Origin of the sequence: Streptomyces sp. NPDC008139 (genome assembly GCF_042957025.1) — a bacterium.
In the GTDB taxonomy this organism is placed as follows: domain Bacteria; phylum Actinomycetota; class Actinomycetes; order Streptomycetales; family Streptomycetaceae; genus Actinacidiphila.
This window is the reverse complement of sequence record NZ_JBIBHM010000010.1, coordinates 332,736-356,906: the sequence shown is the minus strand read 5'-3', so window position 1 is coordinate 356,906 and position 24,171 is coordinate 332,736. Positions and strand designations below refer to the sequence as shown.

Below are 24,171 nucleotides of genomic sequence, written 5' to 3'. Positions count from 1 at the left end.
GCGAGAATTTGTACACGGACGACGTAGGATTACTAACATGTTGAGTCTGGAGCGCCTGCGCGTCCTGCACGCCATCGACACCTACGGCTCGGTGTCCGCCGCGGCGGACGTGCTGAGTGTCACGACCTCGGCCGTGTCGCAGCAGATGGCGAAGCTGGAGCGGGAGACCGGCCAGTCCCTGCTCACGAAGAACGGCCGCGGGGTACGACTGACCGACGCGGGACGGCTGCTGTCCGGGCACGCCGACCGGATACTGTCCCTGGTCGAGCTGGCGCACGCCGACCTGGAGGCACACCGGGGCGCCGCCGTCGGCGAACTGCGGGCCGGCGCCTTCCCCACCGCCGTCCGGGGCCTGTTCCCCGACGCCCTCAACGCGCTGCGGCGCGAGCACCCGCAGCTCAGGACCGTCGTGCACGAGTTGGAGCCGCAGGAGTCGCTGGCCCGGCTGGCCCGCGGCGACATCGACCTCGCGGTCGTCCTCGACTGGTACAACAAGCCGCTGTCGCTGCCCGGCGGCCTCGCCAAGGCGCCGCTCGTCGACGACATCGCCGACATCGCGCTGCCCGTGGGGCACCGGCTGGAGGGCTGCGACCAGATCGAGCTGGACGAACTGATCGACGAGGACTGGATCGCCTGGCCCGACGGCGGCTTCTGCAACGAATGGCTGCTGTTCACCCTGCGCGGCAAGGGCATCGAACCGCGGATCGCGCACCACGCCGAGGAGCACGCCACCGTGCTCGCCCTCGTCGCCGCCGGTCTCGGCGTCGCCGTCATGCCCCGCCTCGGCCGCGACCCGATGCCCGGGGGCGTCCGCATCGCCCCCGTCCAGCACACCATGCGGCGCCATGTCTACGCCGTCTGGCGCGAGGACGCGGACCGCCGCCCCGCGATTCGCGTGGCGGTCGAGGCCCTGCGCCGCTCGGCGGGACGCGTGGGCGACTGACCCCCGGCGAAGCGGTACGGAGCCCGGCCCGGACGTGCTCCGGAGTCCGGTCCGACGGTGAGGCTCGCGCCGGTCGGCGGATTCAGGAGCGCCCCGGCTCCGGCCTGGCCGCCGCGGCGGCCATCTTCGTGAAGTCCCACGAGACGACCCGCTCCGGTGTCAGCCGCAGCCACGCGTGCCGCCCGTCGTGCGGCATCGTGGGCAGGCCGAAATTCCGCTCGGAGAAAAGGCGTTCCGGTGTGTCGAGTTCGGGGTGCGGCACGCCGGTACGGGGTGCTTCGCCGACGAATTCGACCGTGCCGGACAGCTCGACGCCGCGCAGTTCGCCGTAGTCCTCGCCGTCGTCCACGACCACGGCGATCCGCGGGTCGCGCCGCAGGTCGGCCCAACGGCGGCTGCGGACCAGGGAGTAGAGCCAGAGCGAGGTGCCGTCCCAGGCGAACCACAGGGCGCCCGCGTGCGGACGGCCGTCCGGCGAGACGGTCGCGAGCCGGCAGGTGCGGTGCCCGGCGAGGAAGGCGTCGATCTCCGCCGCGCTCATCATGATCCTGCGGCCCCGACGCTGGGTGGCGGTCATGGCACCTCCGTGCGCATCGCCCATGGCTGACGAGGAGCTGATCCCATGTCAGGTCCTCCGCCGGAATCATCCGGCACCGGACCGCAAGGGTCCAGCCCCTGATCCCTTCCGGCCGGACCGCAAGGGTCCAGCCCTGATCCCTTTCGATCTGACGGACCGTCAATTATGGTGCGCGCCATGACCTCCGCCGACCGCCTCGCCGCACTGCTGCGGCCCGCGACCACCGCGCTGCTCACCGTCGAGTGCCAGCGCGGTGTGGTCGGGAGCGACAGCGCGCTGCCCGAACTGGCCGCCGCGGCACGCGACTCGGGCGTGCTGGGCCGCGTCGGCCGACTGGTCGCGGGCGCGCACACCGCGGGCGCCGCCGTCCTGCACGCCGTCGCGATCCGCCGCCCGGACGGGCGCGGCGCCAACCGCAACGCCCGGCTGTTCCGCGCCGCCGACCGGCTGCCGGTCAAGCAGCTCGACGGCACCGACGCCGTACGGCTCACCGAGGAGATCCCGGTCGCCGACACCGACCTGACGGTCACCCGGCTGCACGGCCTCTCGCCGATCGCGGGCACCGACGTCGACGCGCTGCTGCGCAACCTCGGCTGCCGGACCCTGATCGTCACCGGGGTCTCGCTCAACATCGCGATCCCCAACGCGGTCTTCGACGCCGTCAATCTCGGCTACGACGTGGTGCTGCCCGCCGACGCCGTCGCCGGAGTCCCCGCCGACTACGCGGCGGCCGTCGTCCGGCACACCCTGTCGCTGGTCGCCACGGTGACGACGACCGACGACATCCTGGCCGCCTGGAAGCGGTGACGCGAGCGCCGCAACACCGCTGCCCCGACGCGCTGTTGGTCGCCTCGGATTCTGGTCGCCGCCCGGCACCGGACGCGGCACCCACCCGCCGCACCCGGCACCGCAACCGACGACGTAGGACCGTAGACCCGTGAGCCCGTGAGCCGTACGTCCGTCCCGATCAGCTACCGAGCATCACCTGGTCACCCGACACCGTCACGTTCTCCGAAGGGAGCGGCCTCGTCGCCGGGCCGCTGGCGACGCTGCCGTCGGCCACGTGGAACTTGCTGCCGTGGCAAGGGCAGTTGATCGTGCCGTCGGACACGCTGCCGACCTGGCAGCCCGAGTGGGTGCAGGTCGAGGAGAACGCCTTGTACTGCCCGGCGGTCGGCTGGGTGACGACCACCTTCTGGTCGGCGTAGATCTTCCCGCCGCCGACCGGGACGTCCGAGGTCTTGCCGAGCGCGGTGCCGCCGCCCCCGGAGGCCGCGGACGAGGTGGGCGCCGTGCCCGCGTCCGACGTGGTGGGGTCCGCGCCGGCCGAGGTCGTCGGCGCCCCGGCGTCCGACGGCGACGAGGAGTCGGAGGCGGCGTTCGACGAGTCGTCCGAGCTGCCGCAGGCGGCCAAGGCCGCGGCGAGTCCCACGCCGCCCGCCGCCGCTACGAAGCCGCGACGCGTGGGAGGCACGGAGAATCGGGGGGTCTCTGCCATGAGGTGCGTCCTGTCCGTTCGTGGGGCCGGGCGGCGGAGGGACACCGCCCGGCAGCGTGGTGTCACGCGTGCTGTCTCATACGGGCGTCCGCTCCGGAACGTTCAACGCCGCACGCAAGAAGTTCACCTGGTGCCTCAGGAGTCCCTCCACCACCGTCTCGTCCGTCGGCGAGTGCGTGACGTTCGACAGCGGCAGCACCTGGTGCGGGCGGTGCGCCGCGAGCAGGGCCGCCGACATCCGCAGCGTGTGCGCCACCACCACGTTGTCGTCGGCCATGCCGTGGACCAGCAGCAGCGGGCGCCGCAGGTCCGCGGCCTCGCCGATCGGCGACGAGCGGTCGTACGCGGCGGGCTCCTCGTCCGGGTGGCCGAGGAAGCGTTCCCGCCAGTGCGTGTCGTACAGCCGCTGGTCGCTCGGCGCCGCGCCGCTGACCGCCGCGTGGAAGACCTCGGGCCGGCGGATCACCGCCGCGGTGGCCAGGGTGCCGCCGTACGACCAGCCGCGGATCCCGACCCGCCCGAGGTCGAGGTCGGGGCAGTGCTCGGCCGCCGCGCGCAGCGCCGTGACCTGGTCCTCGATCGGCGCGCTGAGCGAGTCGCCGCGCACGGTCTTCTCCCAGGCCGGGCCGCGCGCCGGTGTACCGCGCCCGTCCGCGACGACCACCGCGAAGCCCTCCTCGGCGAACCACTGCGCCTCGTACATCGACCAGCCCCCGCCGCGCGTCACCAGCCGCATCGCGGGCCCACCGTAGGAGGCGACCAGCACCGGCAGCGGCCCGCCGCCCGGCTCGTACCAGGACGGCAGCAGCAGCGCCGTACGGATCTCCCGCTCACCGGCCCGCAGCCAGGTCACGCGCGGGGTCAGGACGGGCTTCGCGGCCAGGCAGCCGACCGCGGTCTCCTGACCGCCGTCGCGCAGCAGCGTCGTGCGGTGGCCGCGCTCGGTGCGGGAGTCGAGCAGCAGCGTGCCGCCCGCGCGCAGGCCGGTGTGCACGCCGGGACCGGAGCTGAGCCGTACGGGGCCGCGCTCGCGGTCGTACGACCACAGGTGCTCCTCGGTCGGCTCGTCGCAGGCGGTGAAGAGCACCGACTCGCCCGCCGCGCCGAGGACTTCGCGGACGTGCAGACCGTCCGGCGTCACCGGCTCGCCGCCGACTGTCAGGCGCCGGGACCCGCCGGTGTCCGCGGTGTGCACCAGCGCGCCGGACGTGGTCCTGGCGGGCGTGCCGGGGATCAGTTGCACCCACGCCGGGTCGCGCTGCTCGTGCAGCAGCCGTGTCCCGCCGCTGCCGGGGTCGGCGGCGAGCACCCGCACCGTCCGCTGGTCCCGGCTCTGGACCGCCAGCAGCGGGCCGTGCGCGTCCCAGTCCGCGCTCGTCAGATATTCGTACGCCGCGCGGTCCCAGCGGACCTCGGTGCGCGTCCCGTCCAGGCCCAGCACGTGCAGCGAGACGTCGGCGTTGGCGGTGCCCGCCGTCGGGTAGGGCACCGCGCGCGGCGGCTTGGCGGGATCGGCCGGGTCGGAGATCCACCAGCGACGGACGCGGGCGGTGTCGACGCGGGCGGTCAGGACCGCGGCGCCGTCGGGCGACCACCAGTAGCCGCGGTACCGGTGCATCTCCTCCGCCGCCACGTGCTCGGCGAGCCCGTACGTCACGTCCGCGGTCTCCGGCGCGGCGAGCAGCAGATCGGCGCCGCCGCCGAGGTCGGCCACGCGCAGCGCGCCCTCCGTCACATACGCCACGCGCCGCCCGGCCGGGTCCGGCCGCGGGTCGACCACGGGCCCCGCGGTGGCGACCGGGCGCGCCGCGCCGCCGTCGGTACGCACCGTCCACAAGGCGCCGTCCAGCGCGAAGACGACGGTGCGCGCGGCGGCGTCGGTGGCGTACGCGACGATGCCGCCGCTGCGTTCCCTGGTCCGCTCGCGCCTGACCAGCTCCGCCTCCGGCACCTCGCCCGGCGCGGCGCCGAGCGCGTCCGGATCGGCCAGCAGCCGCTCCTCGCCGTCCGCGAGCAGCCACAGACAGCTCGTACGGTCCTCGCCGCCGCGGGTGCGCAGGAAGAGCAGCGTCCCGCCGTCGGGGGACAGGGTGAAGGAGCGGGGCACGCCGAGCGAGAAGCGCTGGGTGCGGGCGAGTTGACGGGGCAGGTCGCCGGAAGGGGTACGGAGCGGGGCGCGCGCCGGTTCACGCGCGAGGTCGGGTGCCGGGTTATCGGTGTCCATGAGGGGACTCTGGCCCATTAGCCTGGAGCGATGTTGAGAGAAGTGACGGGCATCCGCTATGTGACGCCGCTGCGCGAGGGCGGCTCGGTGCCCGGTGTCGTCGAGGCCGACGATCTCGGTACGTATGTCGTGAAGTTCACCGGCGCGGCCCAGGGCCGCAAGGCGCTGATCGCCGAGGTGATCGCGGGCGAGCTGGCCAGGCGGCTGGAGTTGCGGGTGCCGGAGCTGGTGCGCTTCCACTTCGATCCGGCCATCGCGCCCGGCGAGCCCGACCAGGAGATCCAGGATCTGCTGAAGGCGAGCAGCGGGCTCAATCTCGGAATGGACTTCCTGCCCGGATCCCTCGGCTTCGATCCACTGGTCTTCCCCGTGGACACCGCGGAGGCGAGCCGCATCGTCTGGTTCGACGCGCTCATCGGCAACGTCGACAGATCGTGGCGGAATCCTAACATGCTGGTCTGGCACCGGGACTTGTGGCTCATCGACCACGGCGCCTCACTGATCTGGCACCACAACTGGCGTACGGCGCGCGCCGCTTCCGACAAGCCGTACGACGCCGCCGACCACGCGCTGTCCCGCTTCTCGCCCGATCCGGCCGCGGCGGCGGCCGAGTTGGGGCCACTCGTCACCGACGCGCTGCTCACCGAGGTCACCGCGCTGGTCCCCGACGAGTGGCTGACCGACGAGCCGGGGTTCGACTCGCCCGACGACGTACGCCGCGCCTACCGCGAGCTGCTGCTGGCCCGAGCCGAGGACGTACACCTGCGGACCACGCTCGCGCCCCGGCAGGAGGAGAAGCAGCCGCCGCCGGAATGGCTGCGGACCTGGGTCGAGGGGAAGAACGCCCAGTGACCGGCCGGGACGTCTTCGAGTACGCGCTGGTGCGCGTGGTGCCGCGGATCGAGCGCGGCGAGATGATCAACGCGGGTGTGCTGGTGTACTGCCGCGCGCAGGGCTTCGTCGGGGCCCGTGTGCACCTGGACGAGGCCAGGCTTCGCTGCCTGGACGCGGAGGTGGACGTGCTCGGCGTGCGGGTGGCGCTGCGCGGCTACGAGGACATCTGCGAGGGCGGCGAGCGGGCGGGACAGGCGGCGGGGGACGACCCCGGACGCCGTTTCCGCTGGCTCACCGCACCGCGCAGCACCATCGTGCAGCCGGGCCCGATCCACACCGGTCTCACCGCGGACGCGGCCCGGGAGGCGGACCGGCTGCTGGAGCTGTTGGTGCGCTGAGCCATCTCGTCAAAGCCGTGCCCTGAGCCACATCGGCCGTGGCGGCGTTGACACAGGGTCACGGCGCTCCTACGGTTTCGGCAACGGGACCTACTAAGCGGTCGCTCATGTGCCAGGCGCGGGCCGGGCACGGACGGCGCCGCACCACAGGGCTGAGGAGATCAGATGTCCACCACCGAGCAGCGCGTCGCGATCGTCACCGGTGCCGCGCGCGGAATCGGCGCCGCCACTGCGGTGCGCCTGGCCGCCGAGGGCCGCGCCGTCGCCGTACTCGACCTCGACGAGAGCGCCTGCAAGGACACCGTCGAGACGATCACCGCGGCGGGCGGCAAGGCCATCGCGGTCGGCGCCGACGTGTCCGACGAGGCGCAGGTCGAGGCGGCCGTCGCCAAGGTGGTCCAGGAGCTGGGCGCGCCGACGATCCTGGTGAACAACGCGGGCGTGCTCCGCGATAATCTGCTGTTCAAGATGAGCGCGTCCGACTGGGACACGGTCATGAACGTGCACCTGCGCGGCGCCTTCCTGATGACCCGCGCCGTCCAGAAGCACATGGTGGACGCCGCGTTCGGCCGCGTCGTCAACCTCTCCTCGTCCTCCGCGCTCGGCAACCGCGGCCAGGTCAACTACTCGGCCGCCAAGGCCGGTCTCCAGGGCTTCACCAAGACCCTCGCCTTCGAACTCGGCAAGTTCGGCGTCACCGCCAACGCCGTCGCGCCCGGCTTCATCGCCACCGACATGACCGCCGCCACCGCCGCGCGCGTCGGCATGGGCTTCGACGACTTCAAGGCCGCCGCCGCCACCCAGATCCCGGTCCAGCGGGTCGGCGTCCCCGACGACGTCGCGAACGCCATCGCCTTCTTCACCGGCGAGCAGGCCGGCTTCGTGTCCGGCCAGGTCCTGTACGTGGCCGGTGGCCCGCTCGACTGACGCGCGCCGCGCCGACCGAGTGACACCCCACAACCGACAGGCCGGAGGCCCCAGATCATGACCCAGCCCCCCGACAGCGGGCGCGTCGCCCTCGTCACCGGCGCCAGCCGGGGCATCGGCTACGGCATCGCCGAAGCCCTCGTCGCCCGCGGCGACCGGGTGTGCATCACCGGGCGCAACGAGGACGCGCTCAAGGAAGCCGTCGAGAAGCTCGGCGCCGACCGCGCCATCGGCGTCGCGGGCAAGGCCCACGACGAGGCGCACCAGGCCGTCGCCGTGGAACGCACCATGGAGGCGTTCGGCCGCGTCGACTACCTCGCCAACAACGCGGGCACCAACCCGGTCTACGGGCTGCTCGCCGACCTCGACCTCGGCGTCGCCCGCAAGGTGTACGAGACCAATGTCATCTCCGCGCTCGGCTTCGCCCAGCAGACGTGGAAGGCGTGGCAGAAGGAGAACGGCGGCGCGATCGTCAACGTCGCCTCCGTCGCGGGCCTCGCCCCCTCCCCGCTCATCGGCGCCTACGGCATCAGCAAGGCCGCGATGATCAACCTCACCGTGCAGCTCGCCGCGGAGATGGCGCCCGGCGTCCGGGTCAACTCCGTCGCGCCCGCCGTGGTGAAGACGAAATTCGCCGCCGCGCTGTACGAGGGCCGGGAGGCGGAGGCCGCGGCCGCGTACCCGCTCAAGCGGCTCGGTCTGCCCGAGGACATCGGCGGCGCCGCCGCCTTCCTGCTCTCCGACCAGGCGAGCTGGATCACCGGGCAGAATCTCGTCCTCGACGGCGGGCTCTTCCTCCAGGCGGGGGTCGCGTAACGGCGGCCGTCCGAGGGGTCCGCGAGTCGGCCGTACGAACGCGGCCCGGACGCGAGGGCTTGCCTTCGTCCGTACTCCAACGTGCACAGTCCTCGTGTGGGTGACCGCGACGGTCGCCCGCCGAGGACTTCCCACGTTACGGATCACGGAGACCGCACATGCGTTACCGCACACTGGCAGGAGGCGCGGGGCCCGAGGTCAGCGCCCTGTGCCTGGGCATCCTGCCGTTCGGCACGACCGTGGACGAAGCCACGTCCTTCGCGATCCTGGACCGCTTCGCCGAGGCGGGCGGCACGTACGTCGACACCGCCAACAACTACTCGGTCTGGGCCCCCGGCGGCACCGGCGACGAGAGTGAACTCCTGCTCGGCCGCTGGCTGCACAGCCGCGGCGCCCGGGACCGTACCGTCGTCGCCACCAAGGTCGGCGCCCGGCCGCCCGTCGGATCGACCGCCGTGTGGCCCGACGCCTGGGAAGGGCTGTCGGCCAAGGCGATCGAGGCCGGGATCGAGGGCAGCCTGCGGCGGCTGGGCACCGACCACGTCGACGTGTACTACGCGCACGTCGAGGACCGCGACGTGCCGATGGCCGAGACCGTCCAGGCCTTCGCGGACGTCGTGCGCGGCGGCAGCACCCGCGTCCTGGGGTGCAGCAACCACGCCGCCTGGCGCGTCGGCGCGGCCCGGCAGTACGCCGCCGACCACGGGCTGCCCGGCTACACGTGCGTGCAGCAGCGCTACACCTACCTGTGGCCCGTGCCGGGCGGCGAGTGGGGCGCGCAGTGGTACGCCCGCGACGACATGCAGGACCTGGTCGCCTCGAACGACGACATGACGCTGATGGCGTACGGGCCGTTGATGAGCGGCGCCTACACCCGCACCGACAAGGAACTGCTCGCGCAGTACGACCACGCCCTGTCGCACCGCAGGCTCGAAGTGCTGCGGGAGGTCGCGGCCGAGGCGGGCGCGACGCCCAACCAGGTCGTCCTGGCCTGGCAGATGGGCGGCGTGCTGCCGGTGGTTCCCGTGGTCGGGGTGAGTGGCCTCGCGCAGCTCGAAGAGGCCCTGGGCGCCGTGGAGTTGGACCTGGACCCGGAGCTGCGGGCCCGGCTGGACGCCGTCTGAGAGCGGCGGGCCGGTGAGGCCGCCGCCGCCGATCGGTGGGCTGATCGGCGAGCCGGCCGGTGAGTTGGCCGGGAGGTGCGGGGATGTCAGTGGGTGGCGGTACGTTCTGGAGCAGTAGCAAACGGATCGATTGCCGGAGGTTCCTGACGTGCCCAGCATGCTGCCCGACTCCTGGGAGACCGTTCTCGGTGAGGAGTTGGACAAGCCGTACTTCCAGCAGCTCACCGAATTCGTCGAGGCCGAGCGGGAGGAGCACCGGATCTTCCCGCCGCGCGACGAGGTCTTCGCGGCGCTGGAGGCGACGCCGTTCGACCGCGTCAAGGTGCTGATCCTCGGTCAGGACCCGTACCACGGCGCGGGACAGGGGCACGGGCTGTGCTTCTCGGTGCGGCCCGGCGTGAAGACGCCGCCCTCGCTGCGGAACATCTTCAAGGAGATGAAGGAGGAGCTGGGCCACCCCATTCCGGACAACGGCTATCTGATGCCGTGGGCCGATCAGGGTGTCCTGCTGCTCAACGCGGTGCTGACGGTCCGCGAGGGCGAGGCCAACTCGCACAAGGGCAAGGGCTGGGAGAAGTTCACCGACGCGGTCATCAAGGCTGTGGCGGCCCGCCCCGACCCGGCCGTCTTCGTCCTGTGGGGGAACTACGCGAAGAAGAAGCTGCCGCTGATCGACACCGAGCGGCACGCCGTCGTCCAGGGCGCGCACCCCTCGCCGCTGTCGGCGAAGCTCTTCATGGGCAGCCGCCCCTTCACCCAGATCGACAAGGCCGTCGCCGACCAGGGGCACACCCCGATCGACTGGCGCATCCCCGATCTCGGGGCGTCCGCGAGTTAGCTTCGTGGGTGAGGCGAGGAGGCTCGGGTGGAGCGACGGGACGAGCCGGGTGGACCGGACGCGATCATGACCAGGATCGGACAGGTCGTGATGCTGCTGCACGCCGGGGACCGGGAGGAGGCCAGAACCCGGTTCGGCGCGCTGTGGGACGAGATCGGGGAGCGGGGCGACCCCCTGCACCGCTGCACGCTGGCGCACTACATGGCCGACACGCAGGACGACCCCGAGGACGAACTGGCCTGGGACCTGCGGGCGTTGCGGGCCGCCGACGCCGTCACGGCGCGCGGCGGCACCGAGCCCCGCGGAGGCCCCGACAACCCCGGCGACCCTGACAGCCCCGGCCGCTCCACCGGCGACGCGCAGATCCGCGGCTTCTACCCCTCGCTCCACCTCAACCTCGCCGCCTCCTACGCGAAGGTGGGCGAGGACCGGCTGGCCCGCAGCCACCTCGGCCTGGCCCGCAAGGCGTGCGACGCGCTCGCCGACGACGCGTACGGGGACGGGGTGCGGGCCGCCGTGGCCCGGATGGAATTGCGGCTGCTGGGCTCCGACCAGCTTCCGTAGCCGTGAGCCGTGAGCCGTGAGCGGTCAGCGGTCAGCGGTCAGCGGTCAGCCGTCCCCCTTCGGCCGTCAGCCGTCGCGAGCCGTGCCGCCCGTCCGGCCCGGCTCACCGGCCGTAGGACTGACGGCAGATCCGGGCCGCGTCCCCGTCCTTCGCCCAGCCGCCGTAGGTCTCGCCCAGCGCGCAGACGTCGGCGGCGCCGGGCGGAGCCGCTGCCGGTCCGCGCGGGAGGGACGTCGGCGGCGGCACCGAGCGGGAGCGCGGCACCGGCCGGTGCCGCGGCTCACGGCCAGGCCGCGGCCCTGGACCCGCGGAGTACGGGCCCGCGCCCGGTCGGCCGCCCGGCCCACCGGCACCGCGCTCCGGCTCGGGGGAGGGCGTCCTGGAAGGGGCCGGATCCGGCTCGGCCGTCTCCAGCAGCACATGGTCGGGCCGCGGCGCCGGCGGCCCGCCGTCCGGCGCCGCCACCCGCGGCGCGGTGCTGCCGGACGCGGGAACGGGGGCCGGGGGAGCGGAGACGGTGGTGCACCCGGCCGCGGCGGAGGCCGCCACCAGGAACACGACCACGGGTAGGCGGCGCATTCCGACAACTGTGCCGAAACATGGCGGAGCCGGGTATGCCCCGCAGGGGTGAGCGGCCGGGCGAGGCGTACCGCGCGCTCACCCGTCCGGGGCCGATCCGCCTCGGGGCCGGGCCGTACGCCCGCTCCCCGAAGGCTCCGGAAGCGTTCCTGAGTTGTCCCCGTATGCTGCGGGGACACCGCGAGAAGGAACGACAGGAGCAGCGCATGGCATCCGGCAGCGCCCCACGGAAGATCGGCGTGATCGGGCTCGGTGACATCGCGCAGAAGGCGTATCTGCCGGTCCTCGCCTCGCAGCCGGACCTCGAACTGCACCTCCAGACCCGCACCCCGGCGACCCTCGAACGGATCGGCGACGCCTACCGGCTGCCGCACCGCCACACCTCACTGGACACGCTGCTCGACCAGGGCCTCGACGCCGCCTTCGTGCACGCGCCCACCGACCTCCACGTCGAGATCGCCGGACGGCTCATCGAAGCGGGCGTCCCCGTCTACGTCGACAAGCCGCTCGCCCGCGATCTGGACGGCGCACGGCAACTGGTGGCCCTCGCCGAGGAGCGCGGCGTCCCGCTCATGGCGGGCTTCAACCGCCGTTACGCGCCCGCCTACGCGCAGTGCCTCGACCACCCGCGCGACCTGATCCTCATGCAGAAGAACCGCGTCGGCCTCCCCGAAGAGGCCCGCGCGATGATCTTCGACGACTTCATCCACGTCGTCGACACCTTGCGCTTCCTGGCCCCCGGCACCGTCCGGGACGTCCACGTCTCCGCCAAGGTCCGTGCCGGGCTCGTCCACCACATCGTGCTGCACCTGTCCGGTGACGGCTTCACCGCGATCGGCTCCATGAACCGGATGAGCGGGTCCACCGAGGAGAGCCTGGACGTCAGCGGTGACGACACCCGCCGCCAGGTGCTGAATCTCGCCGAGGTCATCGACCACAAGGGCCAGCCGACGGTACGCCGCCGGGGCGACTGGGTGCCGGTGGCCCGGCAGCGCGGCATCGAGCAGATCACCCTCGCCTTTCTCGACGCCGTCCGCGCGGGCAAGCACCTCGACGCCCAGGACGCGCTGCGCACCCACGAGTTGTGCGAGCGGGTCGTCACCGAGGTCCGGGAGCTGACCGCCTGACCAGCACCACGCGCCGGATCTCGTACGCGGCGGCCAGCACGACCAGCAGCAGCGCCAGACGCGGCACCCAGTCGCCGAACCGGTCGTACGGGCTGCGGCCGGTGGCCAGGGGCACCGCGTAGACCCGCGCCGTACTGCTGCTCTCGCTGATCCGCTGCCCGACCGGGTGGCCGTTCGCGTCGTAGACGGCGCTGATCCCGGTCAGGGTCGCGTGCACCATCGGCCGCCAGCTCTCCGCGGCCCGCAGCGCCGCGAGCGAGGCGTGCTGCGCGGGCGCCCACGACCCCTGGAACGACGACGTGGACGACTGCGCCACCAGCACCTGGGCACCCTTGTCCGCGAGATTGCGGCTCATGTCGGCGAAGGCGGACTCGAAGCAGATCAGCGGCCCGATCCGTACCGTCCCGGTGTCCATCACGACCTGGTGGTCGCCGCGCTGCCGGTCCTCGCCCGCGGCCTTGCCGACCGAGGTGGCCCAGCCGAGCAGCGACCGGAAGGGGATGTACTCGCCGAACGGCACCAGCCGCATCTTGTCGTACGTGGGTCCGGTGACGCCGTCCGGGCCGATCAGCACCGACGTCTTGGAGATGCCGGTGCCGTCCGCGCGCTCCGCGTCCACATTGACCAGGATGTCGGCGCCGACCTGCTGGGAGAGGGCCGCCAGCTCCTCCGCCAGCTGGGGCCGAGAGGTGAGGTCGAAGCCGACGCTGCTCTCGCCCCAGACCACGAGATCCGGGTGGCTGCCCACCAGGCCGCGGGTGAGCGCTACCTGCCGGTCGATCCGGGCCTCGGGGCCCACGACGACGCCCGGCTGGACGACCGCGACCCGCACGGCGCCGGACTGCTGCGGGTGCGGCGCCCACAGCCACACCATGCCGGTCAGCACGGCGGCCGTGGCCAGCGCGGTCGCCGCGGGCCTGCGGACGGCGGGCACCGCGACGAGCGCGGTCAGCGCGGTGTTGACGAGCACCACGAGGAGGCTGACCAGCCACACCCCGCCGACGGAGGCCAGCCGCAGCGCGGGCCGCACCTGCCACTGGCTGGCGCCCAGCAGTCCCCAGGGGCCGCCGAGATACTGCCAGGAGCGCACCAGCTCCACCATCAGCCAACCGCACGGCACCAGCACCATCGCCGCCGCGGCCCGCCGCGACCCGGTGCCCTCGCCGAGCAGCCTGCGCACCAGCCAGCCCCACGGCGCCCACAGCGCGCCCAGCAGCAGGGCGAGCACGACGATGAACACGTTCAGACTCGCGAAGAGCCAGTGGTGCACCGCCAGCATGAAGCCGGCGCCGCCCAGCCAGCCGTCCAGCGCCGCCCGCCGCGCACTGCCCGCGGAGCGCACCAGCAGCATCCACGGCACCAGTGCCACGTACGCCAGCCACCACAGCGACGGCGCGGGGAAGGCGAGCGCCGGGAGCGCCCCGGCAGCGGTGGCGCCCAGCCCGCGCGCCCACGGCGAGGACAGCCGTGACCGCTGCTCCTGGGCCGTCACCGTCATGCGTGCTCCCTCGCCGCCGTTCACTGTCGCTCTGTTCCGCCCTGTTCCGTCCGCATGCCGACATCCGCGCTGATCCGCTCCGGCGTTCCTGGCTCCGGCCTACCCTGCGCGGATGGCGGCATGCGGACGACGGCGTGTCGTCCGCATGCCGCCATCCCCGTGCCGCCGTGTCCCTGCCGCCGCCCGCGCGTCCCCGCGCACCCGCCGGTGGCCGCCGCGCATGCCGCTGCCCCGGTCGGTACGGCGTGCCCCGCACCGGTCCGTGGGCGGCTCAGCCGTCCTGGTCCTCCAGCACGGCGAGATCCTCGGGCGCCGGAGCGTTGCCGACGGCGCGGCGGCGTACGACCGTGAAAGCGGCGGCTGCCGAGCCGGTGAAGGCGGCGGCCACCACCCACGGGCGGTTCAGGACATGGCCGGTCAGATGGTCCAGAGAGTAGCGGCCGGGTCCCGTGACACCCAAAGCGGCGGCGCAGAAGCCGAGGAAGGCGGGGTACTCGTAGCCGCCGGACGTGTTGAAGAAACCGGCGGGGGCGTGGACGGAGACCGCCCCCGTCATGGCGCCGGCCGCCGCCGCACCCGCGGCCGGGGTGGCGATCCCCAGGGCCAGCAGCAGGCCGCCGCCCGCCTCGCCGAGCCCGGCCGCGACGGCGCTCGCCCGCTCCGGCTTGAAGCCCATCTGCTCCATGGCCGCCGAGGTGCCGTCGATCCCGCCGCCGCCGAACCAGCCGAAGAGCTTCTGCGCCCCGTGCGCGAAGAGCACCCCGCCGGTCCCCGCGCGCAACGCCAGCAGTCCGATGTCCTTGCGGTGCGCGAGTGCCATGACCGGGTCCTCTCCTGGTGCCGGGCCCCGGTCCCGGTCCGACTCCGGACCGCCGGGCTGCTCCCAGTCTTCGCGGACCCCACCGGATGCCGCCGCTCCTGGCGGTCCGTCCGGGCTACACGGCTGACACGGGCTACGCCGCTCGTCCGGAGACCACCGCTCGTTCGGACGCCACCGCTCGTACGGACACCGGCGCCCGTGCGGACGCCACCGCTCGTACGGACACCGGCGCTCGTTCGGACGCCACCGCTCGTACGGAGACCACCGCCGTCGCAGACGTCACCGCCCGCTCAGGGCAGCCGGTTCCACGCGGTCAGCACATGGCGGCCGTGTTCCAGGCCGAGTCGGCTGACGGTGCCGGTGGCGAGCTGGAACAGGGCGCCGTCGGCCGGGGGCAGCCCCAGCCTGCGGGCGGTCAGCACCCGCAGGAAGTGGGCGTGCGCGACCAGCACCACATCGCCGCCGTCGCTGTTGGTGAACGCCGCGTCGGCGAGGGCCAGCACCCGGTCGGCCCGCTCCCCGACCTGTTCCGCCGTTTCCCCCGGATGGCCCTCGGGGCCCTCGGGGACCCCGTCGGTCCACAGATCCCAGGAGGGACGGGTGCGGTGGATGTCACGGGTGGTGACGCCCTCGTAGCCGCCGTAGTCCCACTCGCACAGGTGGGCGTCGACCCGTGTGCGCTCGAGCCCGGCCAGCTTCGCGGTGTCCCGCGCGCGCCGCATCGGGCTGGTGATCACGGTGGAGATGTGCCTGCTGGCCAGCATCGGAGCCAGCGTCCTGGCCTGCTCCTCGCCGTCTGGGGTGAGGGGCAGATCGGTGTAGCTGGTGTGCTGGCCGGTCAGCGTCCACTCGGTCTCGCCGTGACGGATCAGTACCAGTTCGCCCATCGGTACACCTCCCGCGGCGCCCCTCGGCGCCCCGAAGTGATCATACGTCCGCCCGGTCCCGTCAGTAGGATGACGGCCTGGCCACCCCTCTCCACGCGTGACCCGGATGTGTGAACACCGACATGTGAGTACAGATGTGTGTGCACAGACGTGTGCACACCACCGCGTGATCCAGACAGCAGCCCAGGAGCCGGTATGAACGACGCTGCCCGTACCTACGACGTGATCGTCATCGGAGCCGGACCGGTCGGTGAGAATCTCGCCGACCGCACGCAGGCCGCAGGGCTCAGCACGGTCGTCGTGGAGAGCGAACTGGTCGGCGGCGAGTGCTCCTACTGGGCGTGCATGCCGAGCAAGGCACTGCTGCGCCCGGTGATCGCCCGCGCCGACGCGGGCCGGCTGCCGGGGCTGGCCCGCGCGGTCGCGGGACCACTGGACGCCGCTGACGTCCTCGCCCGCCGCGACGAGTTCACCTCGCACTGGAAGGACGACGGCCAGGTGGGCTGGCTGGAGTCGGTCGGCGTCGATCTCGTACGCGGCCAGGGCCGCCTGGACGGTCCCAAGCAGGTCGCGGTGCTGACACCGGAGGGCGAGACCGTACGGCTGACCGCGCGGCACGCCGTCGCCGTCTGCACCGGCACCTCCGCCGCGCTGCCCAAGCTGCCGGGCATCGCCGACATCAACCCGTGGACCAGCCGGGAGGCGACCAGCGCCAAGGAGGTCCCCGGCCGCCTGGTCGTGGTCGGCGGCGGTGTGGTGGCCGTCGAGATGGCCACCGCCTGGCAGGCGCTCGGCTCGCGGGTGACCATGCTCGTGCGCGGCGACCGCCTGCTGGAGCGCATGGAGCCCTTCGTCGGCGAACTGGTCACCGAGGGCCTGCGCGAGGCGGGTGTGGACGTGCGCTTCGGTACGAACGTGCCGGTCGTCGAGCGCGACGGCGCGGACGGCGAGGTACGGGTCGGCCTGGAGGGCGGCCAGCGGCTCGTCGCCGACGAGATCCTCTTCGCCACCGGCCGCTCGCCGCGCACCGGCGACCTCGGGCTGGAGACGGTGGGCCTGCGCCCCGGCGACTGGCTGGGCGTGGACGTCACCTGCCGGGTCACCGGCGTGCCGGACGGCTGGCTCTACGCGGCGGGCGACGTCAACCACCGCGCGCTCCTCACCCACCAGGGCAAATACCAGGCCAGGATCGCCGGGGCCGTGATCGCCGCCCGCGCCAAGGGCGAGCCGGTCGACGACGCGCCCTGGGGTCCGCACGCCGCCACCGCCGACGACGCCGCCGTGCCGCAGGTGGTCTTCACCGACCCCGAGGCGGCCTCCGTGGGCCTCACGGCGAGCGAGGCGGAGCGCGCCGGACGCCGGACCAAGGTCGTGGACTACGACCTCGGCCAGGTCGCGGGCGCCTCCCTCTACGCCGACGGCTACCGCGGCAAGGCCCGCATGGTCGTGGATCTCGACCGAGGCATCCTGCTCGGCGTCACCTTCGTCGGCCCCGGCGTCGGCGAACTCCTGCACTCCGCGACGGTCGCAGTCGCGGGCGAGGTGCCCATCGAGCGGCTGTGGCACGCGGTCCCGGCGTACCCGACGATCAGTGAGGTCTGGCTGCGCCTGCTGGAGGAGTACCGGGGCTGACCGCGGTCATGGCCGCGGCGGAGCTGCCCTGACGTTTGTCAGGAGCGGCGCGGACGGGGGCCTTCCTAGGGTGCGTGGTGTGGCCCCTCGGGGCCGGGTCCCCGGATGCCGGGGAGCCCCGCGACCATGCGCGCCGCAGGCGCCGCTCCTGGGAAGGCACCGTCATGAACCGCTCCGTTTCCCGTCCGCGCCGTCCGCGCCGCGATATTCGCCGGGGCCGCCGCGCTGGCGGGCGCGGCCGTCTTCGGCGTGGCGTCGCCCGCGTCCGCGTCCGCCGCGGGCTACTCCTGCTCGCACGACGGTCACGCCATATGGTGCGCCACCGTGACGGCCGTCAACCCCGGCTCGTATCTGGCCTCGCACCACGGGCCGAGCTACGGCTCCGGCCAGACCGGGCGGCGCTACTACAACGGCGAGGAGATGGAACTCGCCTGCTGGACCACCGGTGACGGTGACGCCGACGGGCACGGCGACCACTACTGGTTCATGCTCGACTTCGACGGCGACAGCGGCTATGTCAACGACTGGTATCTGACGACCGGTTCCGCCGCCCAGTGGCAGCCGCACGTCCCGCACTGTTGACTGACGCATCCTCAGAAGTGTTCAGCGCGCGGCGAGTTCGGCGTAGAGAGCCGAAGGGTCGGCGGCGAGCCCGGCCTTGACCTGACGGCTGGTGTCGTCGGCCAGCACCTCATACTGCCCGGCCTCGACGCCGTCGAGTGCGATGCGCGCGATCTTGGCGGGGTCCGACTTGGGGGCGTCGACGCCCGCGGCCATGTCGGTGTCCATGTAGCCGACGTGCAGACCGGTGACGAGGGTGCCCTGGCCGTGCAGCGCCAGCCGGGTGGCGTTGGTCAGGGACCACTCGGCGGACTTGGCGGCCGAGTAGACGGCGCTGGCCGGCGTGGTGAACCAGGACAGGGCCGACAGCACGTTGAGCACCGCGCCGCCGCCGTTGCGGGCCAGGATCGGCGCGAAGGCGCGGCTGACGGCGAGCGTGCCGAAGACGTGGGTCTCGAACTCGTTCCGGACGACGTCCATCTCGCTGGTGAGCAGGTCCACCCCGTTCGACGCGCCCGCGTTGTTGATCAGCAGGGTGACGTCACCGGCCTCCTCGGCCGCCGCCCGTACCGACTCGGGATCGGTGATGTCCAGCGCGAGCGGTACGGCGCCCGGCACGTAGACCGAGGCCGGGTTGCGGGCGGCGGCGTAGACCTTGGCCGCGCCCCCGTCGAGCAGGGCCTGGACGAACTTCTCGCCGAGGCCGCGGTTGCCTCCGGTGACGAGGGCGACAGCGCCGTTGATCTGCATGGGAGTGCCTTTCGGGAGGAGAGCGGGCCGTGGCCGGTACGTGCGCGGCCCGGGCGTCCGTGCGGTCCGCACGGATGCGGCCGACCATGGAAACCGATCGGTTTTCACCACCGTATACCGATCGGTTTCCGATGCCAAGCCGGAGCGGTAACCTCGGGGTATGACCACGACACAGAAGTCCGGCGCTACGGAGAAGTCCGGCACGCGCGACCGCCTGCTCGACGCCGCGGCCGGGCTCTTCTACCGGGAAGGCGTCGGCACCGGCATCGACGCGCTGTGCAAGGCCGCCGGGGTGTCCAAGCGTTCGATGTACCAGCTCTTCGCGAGCAAGGACGAGGTGCTGGCCGCCGCGCTCGACCGGCAGGGGCCGCCCGTCGAGGCCCGGCTGCTGCCGCCGCCCGGCGCGCCCGCGGCGCCGCGCGACCGCGTCCTGTACGTCTTCGAGCGGCTGGAGGAGACCGCCGCCTCGGCCGACTACCGCGGCTGCCCCTTCCTCGCCACGCAGGTCGAGCTGAAGGACCCGGAGCACCCGGCGAGCGTCGTGGCCCGCCGCAACAAGCAGGTGCTCACCGACTTCTTCCGCGCGGAGGCCGCGCGCGGCGGGGCCGCCGACCCCGCGCTGCTGGCCCGCCAGCTCACCCTGGTCTTCGACGGCGCCAGCGCCCGCGCCGGGATCAAGGCGGAGGTCCTGGACGGCCTGGCGCTGAGCACGGCCGTTGCCGTCCTGGACGCAGCGGGCCTGACAGCTCCTCGGGTCTGACAGTGCTGTGGGTTTGATGGCGCTGCGGGTTTGACGGCGTGGGCGGCCATGGACGACACGGGCACGGCGCCGCGGCCGGGCACGGCGCCCGCGCGCTGAGCGGCGCCCGGGGACACCGGGCGTCGCGCCGCACATGGCTGTCGCGTCGCTACGGTCTGTCCGGCGGGTCACGAACGACCCCTTCGGCCCCTGGCACGCACGCCCGCCGCGTTGCCGGGATGCCCGAATGGCTCCGCTGTGCGGGCATCCCGGCGCTTGCGCTCAGGGGGTCCCCCGGGACGGAGTCCGGGAGAGCACCAGGCGCCGCCTGGACCGCCCATGATCCGCCGGACAGGCCCTAGGGACTGTCCGGCGGATCTCCGCGGCGTCTCGGTGTCCGGCACGCACATCTGCCGCGTTGTCGTCGGTCGACGACGCTCCGCGTCGCCTCCCTCCTCCGCCTTGCATCCGCACGCACCGGACACCGCTCCTTCCCCACCCAGACCCACACGACAGGCCCTAGTCGGGCAGCGCCACCTCCGCGAGCCTGCCGCTCGCCACGTCGAACACGAAGCCGCGCACCGCGTCGGTGTGCGGGATGAACGGGCTGTTCCTGATCCGGGCCGCGGACTGGCGGACGTCGGTCTCCAGATCGGTGAACGCCTCGGCCGCCCACGGCGGTTTGATGCCCGTCTCCTCGCGGATCGACTCGCGGAAGGCGTCGTCGCCGAAGGTGAGCATGCCGCAGTCGGTGTGGTGGATCAGGACGATCTCCCGTGTGCCCAGCAGCCGCTGACTGATCGCCAGCGAACGGATCGCGTCGTCGGTGGCCACCCCGCCCGCGTTGCGGATCACATGCGAGTCGCCCTCGGCGAGACCGAGCGCCCCGTACACATTGAGCCGGGCGTCCATGCACGCCAGAACCGCCGTGTGCCGGGCGGGCGGCAGCGGCAGCGGACCCTCGAAGGTCGCCGCGTACGCCGTGTTGTTCTCCAGATAGCCGTCGGTGGCGGTGGGGGCGTCGGTCATGGGAGCCTCCTGGTCGCGCTGAGCGGTGACGTCATGCGTGACGTCATGCGGGTGAGGTCATGCGGTCCGCCGCCAGGCGTCCGCCAGCAACTCGTGGGAACGGACCCGGTCCCGGTGGTCGTGGGTGATGGTGGTGACCAGCAACTCATCAGCGCCCGTGGCCTGTTGGAGCACCCGCAGCCGGTCCACGACACTTTCGGGAGAGCCGGTGAACTGGGTGCGCACCCGGTCCTCGACCAGCGCCCGCTCGGCCGCCGTCCACGAGTGGACCGCGGCCTCCTCCGGACTCGGGAAGGGGATCGCGCCCTGACCCGAGCGGATGCTGTGCACCCACAGCGCGTACGGCGACGCCAAGTGCCGCGCGGTGGTGTCGTCCTCGGCGACCACGACATCGGCCGAGACCAGCACATGCGGCTCGTCGAGCGTGGCGGAGGGCACGAACGCCTTGCGGTACGCGTCCACCGCTTCGAGGACGGCGGCCGGACTCACGTGGTAATTCGCCGCGAAGGGCAGGCCGAGCGCGCCCGCCGCCTGCGCGCTCGCCCCGCCGCTGCTGCCCAGCACCCACACCTGGAGATCGGCGCCCTCGCCGGGCACCGCGTGCGCGTCGAGTCCCTCCGGGGTCCGGTAGTCGCCGCGCAGCAGCCCGAGGATCTGGTCGAGCTGGTCGCGGTACTCGGGCAGTTCGGCCCCCGGGTACTGCACGAGCTGCGTGTAGCGCGTCAGCAGCGGAGAGCCGATCAGCCGGCTGAAGTCGTACGGCGCGGGGATCAGCAGCCCCTCCGGTGTGTACCGGGCCTCGGTGCGGCGCGGCGCCGGGGGAGCGGCGGGTGCGCCGCCGGACGCGGACGGCTTACGGAATCCGGTACGGCCGAGGCCCAGGTCGATCCGGCCCGGGTACAGCGCGTCGAGCAGCCCGAACTCCTCGACCACCGACAGCGGTGTGCGGTGCCCGAGCTGCACCGCGCCCGCGCCCACCCGGATCCGGGAGGTCGCCGCCGCCACGAGCTGGATCACCAGCGCGGGCGACACCCCGGCGACCCCGGTCGTCAGATGGTGCTCGGCCAGCCAGTAGCGCGCGTATCCGGCGGCCTCCGCGCGCTGTGCCAGGTCCACGGTGTTGCGCAGCGCCTGCGCGGCGGTGGAGCCCGAACTGATCGGCGACAGGTCGAGAATCGACAGCGGCACCGACGCCGAGGTCGAAGAAGCCGAAGAGGCGGAAGGGTCAGGGGAACTCGAAGGGTCCGACGGACGTGAGGGGTTCGATGAGCCGGAAGCTGCGGGAACGCTCATGCGGCGTCGCCCTCCTCTGCGATGGTGCCTGCGCCGACGGTGTCCTTACGCGGAGAAGCCGTGTTCACCGGCCCCCAGTCCCACGGCGGATCGGGTATCTCCGCGCGGAGCACGGGCGCGACCTCGGACTGGAAACGCTCCAGCGACGTACGGTGCTCGGCCTCGCCGAGCCCGCTCGCGTCCGCGTGCAGATGCAGCACGGTGTGCCCGAACTCCTCGTGATAGCGGTGCACTTTCTCGATCACCTGCTGCGGGCTGCCGATCAGCGCCGAACTGCGCTCCACGAAGTCCTCCAGCGTCCCGAAGACCACCGGCAGGCCCACCTCCTTCTGGAACGCGAGATTGCTCTCGAAGATCGGCCGGTAGACCTCCAGCGCCTCCTGCGAGGTGCGGGCCACGTACAGCCCCGCGGAACCCGCGCCCACCGCGATGTCCGCCGGATCGTGCCCGTAGTGCTCCCAGCGCTCCCGGTAGTAACGGATCAACTCGGCATACGGCTCAATGGGGTTGGTGACATTCGCCGAGAACAGCGGATCGCCGTAGCGGGCGGCGAGGTCCACGGACTCCTTGCTGGTCGCGCTGCCGTGCCAGACCCGGATCGGCCGCTGGTACGGCCGCGGCCAGACCTCCGCGTCCTTCAACTCGGGGCGGAAGCGGGTCCGCGCGGTCACCTTGTCCTGCCGCCAGATCTGCCGGAACACCTCGTAGCTCTCGGCGTTGCGGTCCCACTGGTCCTCGGGCGTGACGTGGAACAGCTCGCGCTGCGCCGCGCCGTTGCCCTTGCCGATGATCAGGTCCAGGCGGCCCTCGGAGAGATGGTCGAGCGTCGCGTAGTCCTCGTACGCCCTGACCGGGTCCAGCAGGCTCAGTGTGGTGACCGCGGTGAAGAGCCGGATGCGCCGGGTGATCGCCGCGACATGGCTGAGCACCACCGTCGGCGAGGAGGAGATGAACGGCCGCTCGTGCCGCTCTCCCACCCCGAACCCGTCGAAGCCCAACTCCTCGGCGAGCACCGCGTTGTCCAGGACTTCCCTGAAGCGCTCATGAGTGGACTTCAGGACGCCGGTGACCGGGTCGGGCCGGTGCACGATCAGCGTGATGGCGAGGAACTTCATGCCACCGACTCCCGTACGTCCGCGACGTCGCCCCCGGCGTCCGGGTGGGCCAGGCCGAGGTGGTCGCGCAGGGTGCTGCCCTCGTACTCGGTACGGAACACACCGCGTTCCTGGAGCAGCGGCACGACGGTGTCGGCGAAGACGTCGAGACCGCCGGGGGTGATGTGCGGGACGAGGATGAAACCGTCGCTCGCGTCGGCCTGCACAAAGGAGTTGATGGTCTCCGCGACCGTCGTGGGGGAGCCGACGAACGACTGGCGGTTGCCGGTCTCGATGACCAGGTCGCGGATGGACCACTTGTTGGCCGCCGCCAGCTCCCGCCACTCGCGGGCGGTCGCCAACGGGTCGCGGTACATCCGGACTTGGGCCCGGCCGCGGGCGATGGTGTGCTCGCCGAGATCCGGGTCGATCTCGGGCAGCGGGCCCTCCGGGTCGTACCCGGACAGGTCGCGGTTCCAGACGAATTCCAGGTGCTTGATCGCGGTGGCACCGCTGACCTGGGCGCGGCGCACCTCGCGGGACAGCTCCTCCGCCTCGGCGTCGGTGTCGCCGAGCACGAAGGTGGCGGCGGGCAGGATCAGCAACTGGTCCGCCCTGCGGCCGTGCCGGGCCAGGCGCCCCTTGACGTCCGTGTAGAACGCCCGCCCCTCCTTGAGAGCGCTGTACCGGCTGAAGATCGCGTCCGCGCTCGACGCGGCGAATTCGCGTCCCTCGTCCGAGTCCCCCGCCTGGAAGATCACCGGGCGGCCCTGCGGGCTGCGCGGGACGTTGAACTGCCCCTGGATGTCGAAGTGCTGGCCCTTGTGGACGAACGCCCCGGCCCGCGCGTCCCGCAGGAACGTCCCGGTCTCCCGGTCGGCGACGATCTCGTCGCCGTGCCAGGAATCGAACAGCTCATTGGCGGTGGCCAGGAACTCCTGCGCCCTGGAGTACCGCTCGTCCTGCGGGAGGAAGCCGCCGCGCCGGAAGTTCTCGCCCGTGAAGGCGTCCCAGGAGGTGACGACGTTCCACGCGGCGCGGCCCGCGGACAGGTGGTCGAGGCTGGCGAACTGCCGGGCCACCTCGTACGGCTCGTTGAACGTCGAGTTGATCGTGCCGGTCAGGCCGATCCGCTCGGTCACCGCGGCCAGCGCGGCGAGCACGGTGAAGGTGTCCGGGCGGCCGACGACGTCCAAGTCGTAGATATGGCCGCCCTGTTCGCGCAGCCGCAGGCCCTCGGCGAGGAAGAGGAAGTCGAACTTGGCCCGCTCGGCGGTGCGCGCGAAGTGGGCGAAGGAGCTGAACTCGATGTGACTGCCCGCGGCCGGGTCGCTCCACACGGTGGTGTTGTTGACGCCGGGGAAGTGGGCCGCGAGATGGATCTGCTTCAGGGGCTTGCTCATGACGGTCGGATCCTC

General features: G+C 72.8%; 25 protein-coding genes. 13 read left to right on the top strand and 12 right to left on the bottom strand.

Translation table 11 applies throughout. The features are described from left to right. Window positions 1–37 precede the first annotated feature (37 nt). Window positions 38–943, top strand: coding sequence for a LysR family transcriptional regulator (locus ACFZBB_RS23465; protein ID WP_355335669.1), 906 nt, complete (start codon window positions 38–40; stop codon window positions 941–943). A gap of 82 nt (window positions 944–1,025) precedes the next feature. On the opposite strand, the gene ACFZBB_RS23460 is transcribed toward ACFZBB_RS23465, so the two are convergent. Next, complete coding sequence (locus tag ACFZBB_RS23460) at window positions 1,026–1,520, bottom strand: pyridoxamine 5'-phosphate oxidase family protein (RefSeq protein ID WP_391125588.1); 495 nt, start codon at window positions 1,518–1,520, stop codon at window positions 1,026–1,028. A 177-nt stretch (window positions 1,521–1,697) separates the two neighbouring features. Between ACFZBB_RS23460 and ACFZBB_RS23455 the strand changes: the two genes are divergently transcribed. Next, complete coding sequence (locus tag ACFZBB_RS23455) at window positions 1,698–2,327, top strand: isochorismatase family protein (protein ID WP_391125585.1); 630 nt, start codon at window positions 1,698–1,700, stop codon at window positions 2,325–2,327. 160 nt (window positions 2,328–2,487) lie between these two features. On the opposite strand, the gene ACFZBB_RS23450 is transcribed toward ACFZBB_RS23455, so the two are convergent. Both ACFZBB_RS23450 and ACFZBB_RS23445 read right to left on the bottom strand, forming a co-directional pair. After that, window positions 2,488–3,018, bottom strand: coding sequence for a Rieske 2Fe-2S domain-containing protein (locus tag ACFZBB_RS23450; RefSeq protein ID WP_391125582.1), 531 nt, complete (start codon window positions 3,016–3,018; stop codon window positions 2,488–2,490). A gap of 76 nt (window positions 3,019–3,094) precedes the next feature. Beyond that, window positions 3,095–5,242, bottom strand: a complete 2,148-nt coding sequence (locus tag ACFZBB_RS23445; RefSeq protein WP_391125579.1) for a prolyl oligopeptidase family serine peptidase — start codon at window positions 5,240–5,242, stop codon at window positions 3,095–3,097. A gap of 30 nt (window positions 5,243–5,272) precedes the next feature. On the opposite strand from ACFZBB_RS23445, the gene ACFZBB_RS23440 reads away from it, so the two are divergent. From ACFZBB_RS23440 to ACFZBB_RS23410, 7 genes are all read left to right on the top strand, one after another. Further along, a complete protein-coding gene (locus ACFZBB_RS23440; RefSeq protein WP_391125576.1) occupies window positions 5,273–6,094 on the top strand; it encodes a HipA family kinase in 822 nt (273 codons plus the stop codon). Next, window positions 6,091–6,474 carry a DUF3037 domain-containing protein gene (locus tag ACFZBB_RS23435; RefSeq protein WP_391125573.1) on the top strand — a complete coding sequence of 128 codons (384 nt, stop codon included), beginning with the start codon at window positions 6,091–6,093 and terminating at the stop codon, window positions 6,472–6,474. Before ACFZBB_RS23440 ends, ACFZBB_RS23435 begins: the two co-directional genes overlap by 4 nt. Window positions 6,475–6,639: 165 nt before the next feature. Continuing rightward, complete coding sequence (fabG, locus tag ACFZBB_RS23430; RefSeq protein WP_391125570.1) at window positions 6,640–7,401, top strand: 3-oxoacyl-ACP reductase FabG; 762 nt, start codon at window positions 6,640–6,642, stop codon at window positions 7,399–7,401. A gap of 57 nt (window positions 7,402–7,458) precedes the next feature. After that, window positions 7,459–8,217: a glucose 1-dehydrogenase gene (locus ACFZBB_RS23425; RefSeq protein ID WP_391125567.1), complete on the top strand. Its 759-nt coding sequence runs from the start codon at window positions 7,459–7,461 to the stop codon at window positions 8,215–8,217. 158 nt (window positions 8,218–8,375) lie between these two features. Beyond that, on the top strand, window positions 8,376–9,341 hold the full coding sequence (locus ACFZBB_RS23420) for an aldo/keto reductase (RefSeq protein WP_391125564.1): 966 nt from the start codon (window positions 8,376–8,378) through the stop codon (window positions 9,339–9,341). Between the two features lie 157 nt (window positions 9,342–9,498). Then, window positions 9,499–10,179, top strand: coding sequence for a uracil-DNA glycosylase (gene ung / locus ACFZBB_RS23415; protein WP_355335794.1), 681 nt, complete (start codon window positions 9,499–9,501; stop codon window positions 10,177–10,179). A 66-nt stretch (window positions 10,180–10,245) separates the two neighbouring features. Next, window positions 10,246–10,743, top strand: coding sequence for a hypothetical protein (locus ACFZBB_RS23410; RefSeq protein WP_391125664.1), 498 nt, complete (start codon window positions 10,246–10,248; stop codon window positions 10,741–10,743). A 103-nt stretch (window positions 10,744–10,846) separates the two neighbouring features. On the opposite strand, the gene ACFZBB_RS23405 is transcribed toward ACFZBB_RS23410, so the two are convergent. Beyond that, a complete protein-coding gene (locus ACFZBB_RS23405; RefSeq protein ID WP_391125561.1) occupies window positions 10,847–11,323 on the bottom strand; it encodes a hypothetical protein in 477 nt (158 codons plus the stop codon). Between the two features lie 206 nt (window positions 11,324–11,529). On the opposite strand from ACFZBB_RS23405, the gene ACFZBB_RS23400 reads away from it, so the two are divergent. Continuing rightward, on the top strand, window positions 11,530–12,450 hold the full coding sequence (locus ACFZBB_RS23400; protein WP_391125557.1) for a Gfo/Idh/MocA family oxidoreductase: 921 nt from the start codon (window positions 11,530–11,532) through the stop codon (window positions 12,448–12,450). Here the strand turns inward: ACFZBB_RS23400 and lnt are convergent. The 3 genes from lnt to ACFZBB_RS23385 form a co-directional block, all read right to left on the bottom strand. Then, window positions 12,422–13,948: an apolipoprotein N-acyltransferase gene (lnt, locus tag ACFZBB_RS23395; RefSeq protein WP_391125554.1), complete on the bottom strand. Its 1,527-nt coding sequence runs from the start codon at window positions 13,946–13,948 to the stop codon at window positions 12,422–12,424. The genes ACFZBB_RS23400 and lnt overlap by 29 nt on opposite strands. Before the next feature lie 271 nt (window positions 13,949–14,219). Then, window positions 14,220–14,768 (bottom strand): DoxX family membrane protein, encoded by a 549-nt coding sequence (locus ACFZBB_RS23390; protein WP_391125551.1) that lies wholly within the window; start codon window positions 14,766–14,768, stop codon window positions 14,220–14,222. A gap of 290 nt (window positions 14,769–15,058) precedes the next feature. Then, window positions 15,059–15,655, bottom strand: coding sequence for a histidine phosphatase family protein (locus tag ACFZBB_RS23385; protein WP_391125548.1), 597 nt, complete (start codon window positions 15,653–15,655; stop codon window positions 15,059–15,061). 195 nt (window positions 15,656–15,850) lie between these two features. On the opposite strand from ACFZBB_RS23385, the gene ACFZBB_RS23380 reads away from it, so the two are divergent. Further along, window positions 15,851–17,287: an FAD-dependent oxidoreductase gene (locus ACFZBB_RS23380; RefSeq protein WP_391125545.1), complete on the top strand. Its 1,437-nt coding sequence runs from the start codon at window positions 15,851–15,853 to the stop codon at window positions 17,285–17,287. Window positions 17,288–17,536: 249 nt separating this feature from the next. Next, window positions 17,537–17,869, top strand: coding sequence for a hypothetical protein (locus tag ACFZBB_RS23375; RefSeq protein ID WP_391125542.1), 333 nt, complete (start codon window positions 17,537–17,539; stop codon window positions 17,867–17,869). Window positions 17,870–17,890: 21 nt separating this feature from the next. Here the strand turns inward: ACFZBB_RS23375 and ACFZBB_RS23370 are convergent, their stop codons facing one another. Beyond that, on the bottom strand, window positions 17,891–18,598 hold the full coding sequence (locus tag ACFZBB_RS23370; protein WP_391125540.1) for an SDR family oxidoreductase: 708 nt from the start codon (window positions 18,596–18,598) through the stop codon (window positions 17,891–17,893). A gap of 160 nt (window positions 18,599–18,758) precedes the next feature. Here ACFZBB_RS23370 and ACFZBB_RS23365 point away from each other — a divergent pair, with 160 nt between their 5' ends. Next, a complete protein-coding gene (locus ACFZBB_RS23365) occupies window positions 18,759–19,358 on the top strand; it encodes a TetR family transcriptional regulator (RefSeq protein WP_391125537.1) in 600 nt (199 codons plus the stop codon). A gap of 498 nt (window positions 19,359–19,856) precedes the next feature. Here ACFZBB_RS23365 and ACFZBB_RS23360 read toward each other — a convergent pair whose 3' ends face one another. From ACFZBB_RS23360 to ACFZBB_RS23345, 4 genes are all read right to left on the bottom strand, one after another. Then, window positions 19,857–20,366, bottom strand: a complete 510-nt coding sequence (locus ACFZBB_RS23360) for a carbonic anhydrase (RefSeq protein WP_391125534.1) — start codon at window positions 20,364–20,366, stop codon at window positions 19,857–19,859. Window positions 20,367–20,423: 57 nt separating this feature from the next. Next, window positions 20,424–21,554: an LLM class flavin-dependent oxidoreductase gene (locus ACFZBB_RS23355; RefSeq protein WP_391125531.1), complete on the bottom strand. Its 1,131-nt coding sequence runs from the start codon at window positions 21,552–21,554 to the stop codon at window positions 20,424–20,426. 101 nt (window positions 21,555–21,655) lie between these two features. Further along, a complete protein-coding gene (locus ACFZBB_RS23350; RefSeq protein WP_391125528.1) occupies window positions 21,656–22,774 on the bottom strand; it encodes an LLM class flavin-dependent oxidoreductase in 1,119 nt (372 codons plus the stop codon). Then, entirely contained in the window at window positions 22,771–24,156 is a 1,386-nt protein-coding gene (locus ACFZBB_RS23345; protein WP_391125525.1) for an NtaA/DmoA family FMN-dependent monooxygenase, read from the bottom strand. The genes ACFZBB_RS23350 and ACFZBB_RS23345 overlap by 4 nt, the downstream gene beginning before the upstream one ends. Between the last annotated feature and the right edge of the window lie 15 nt (window positions 24,157–24,171).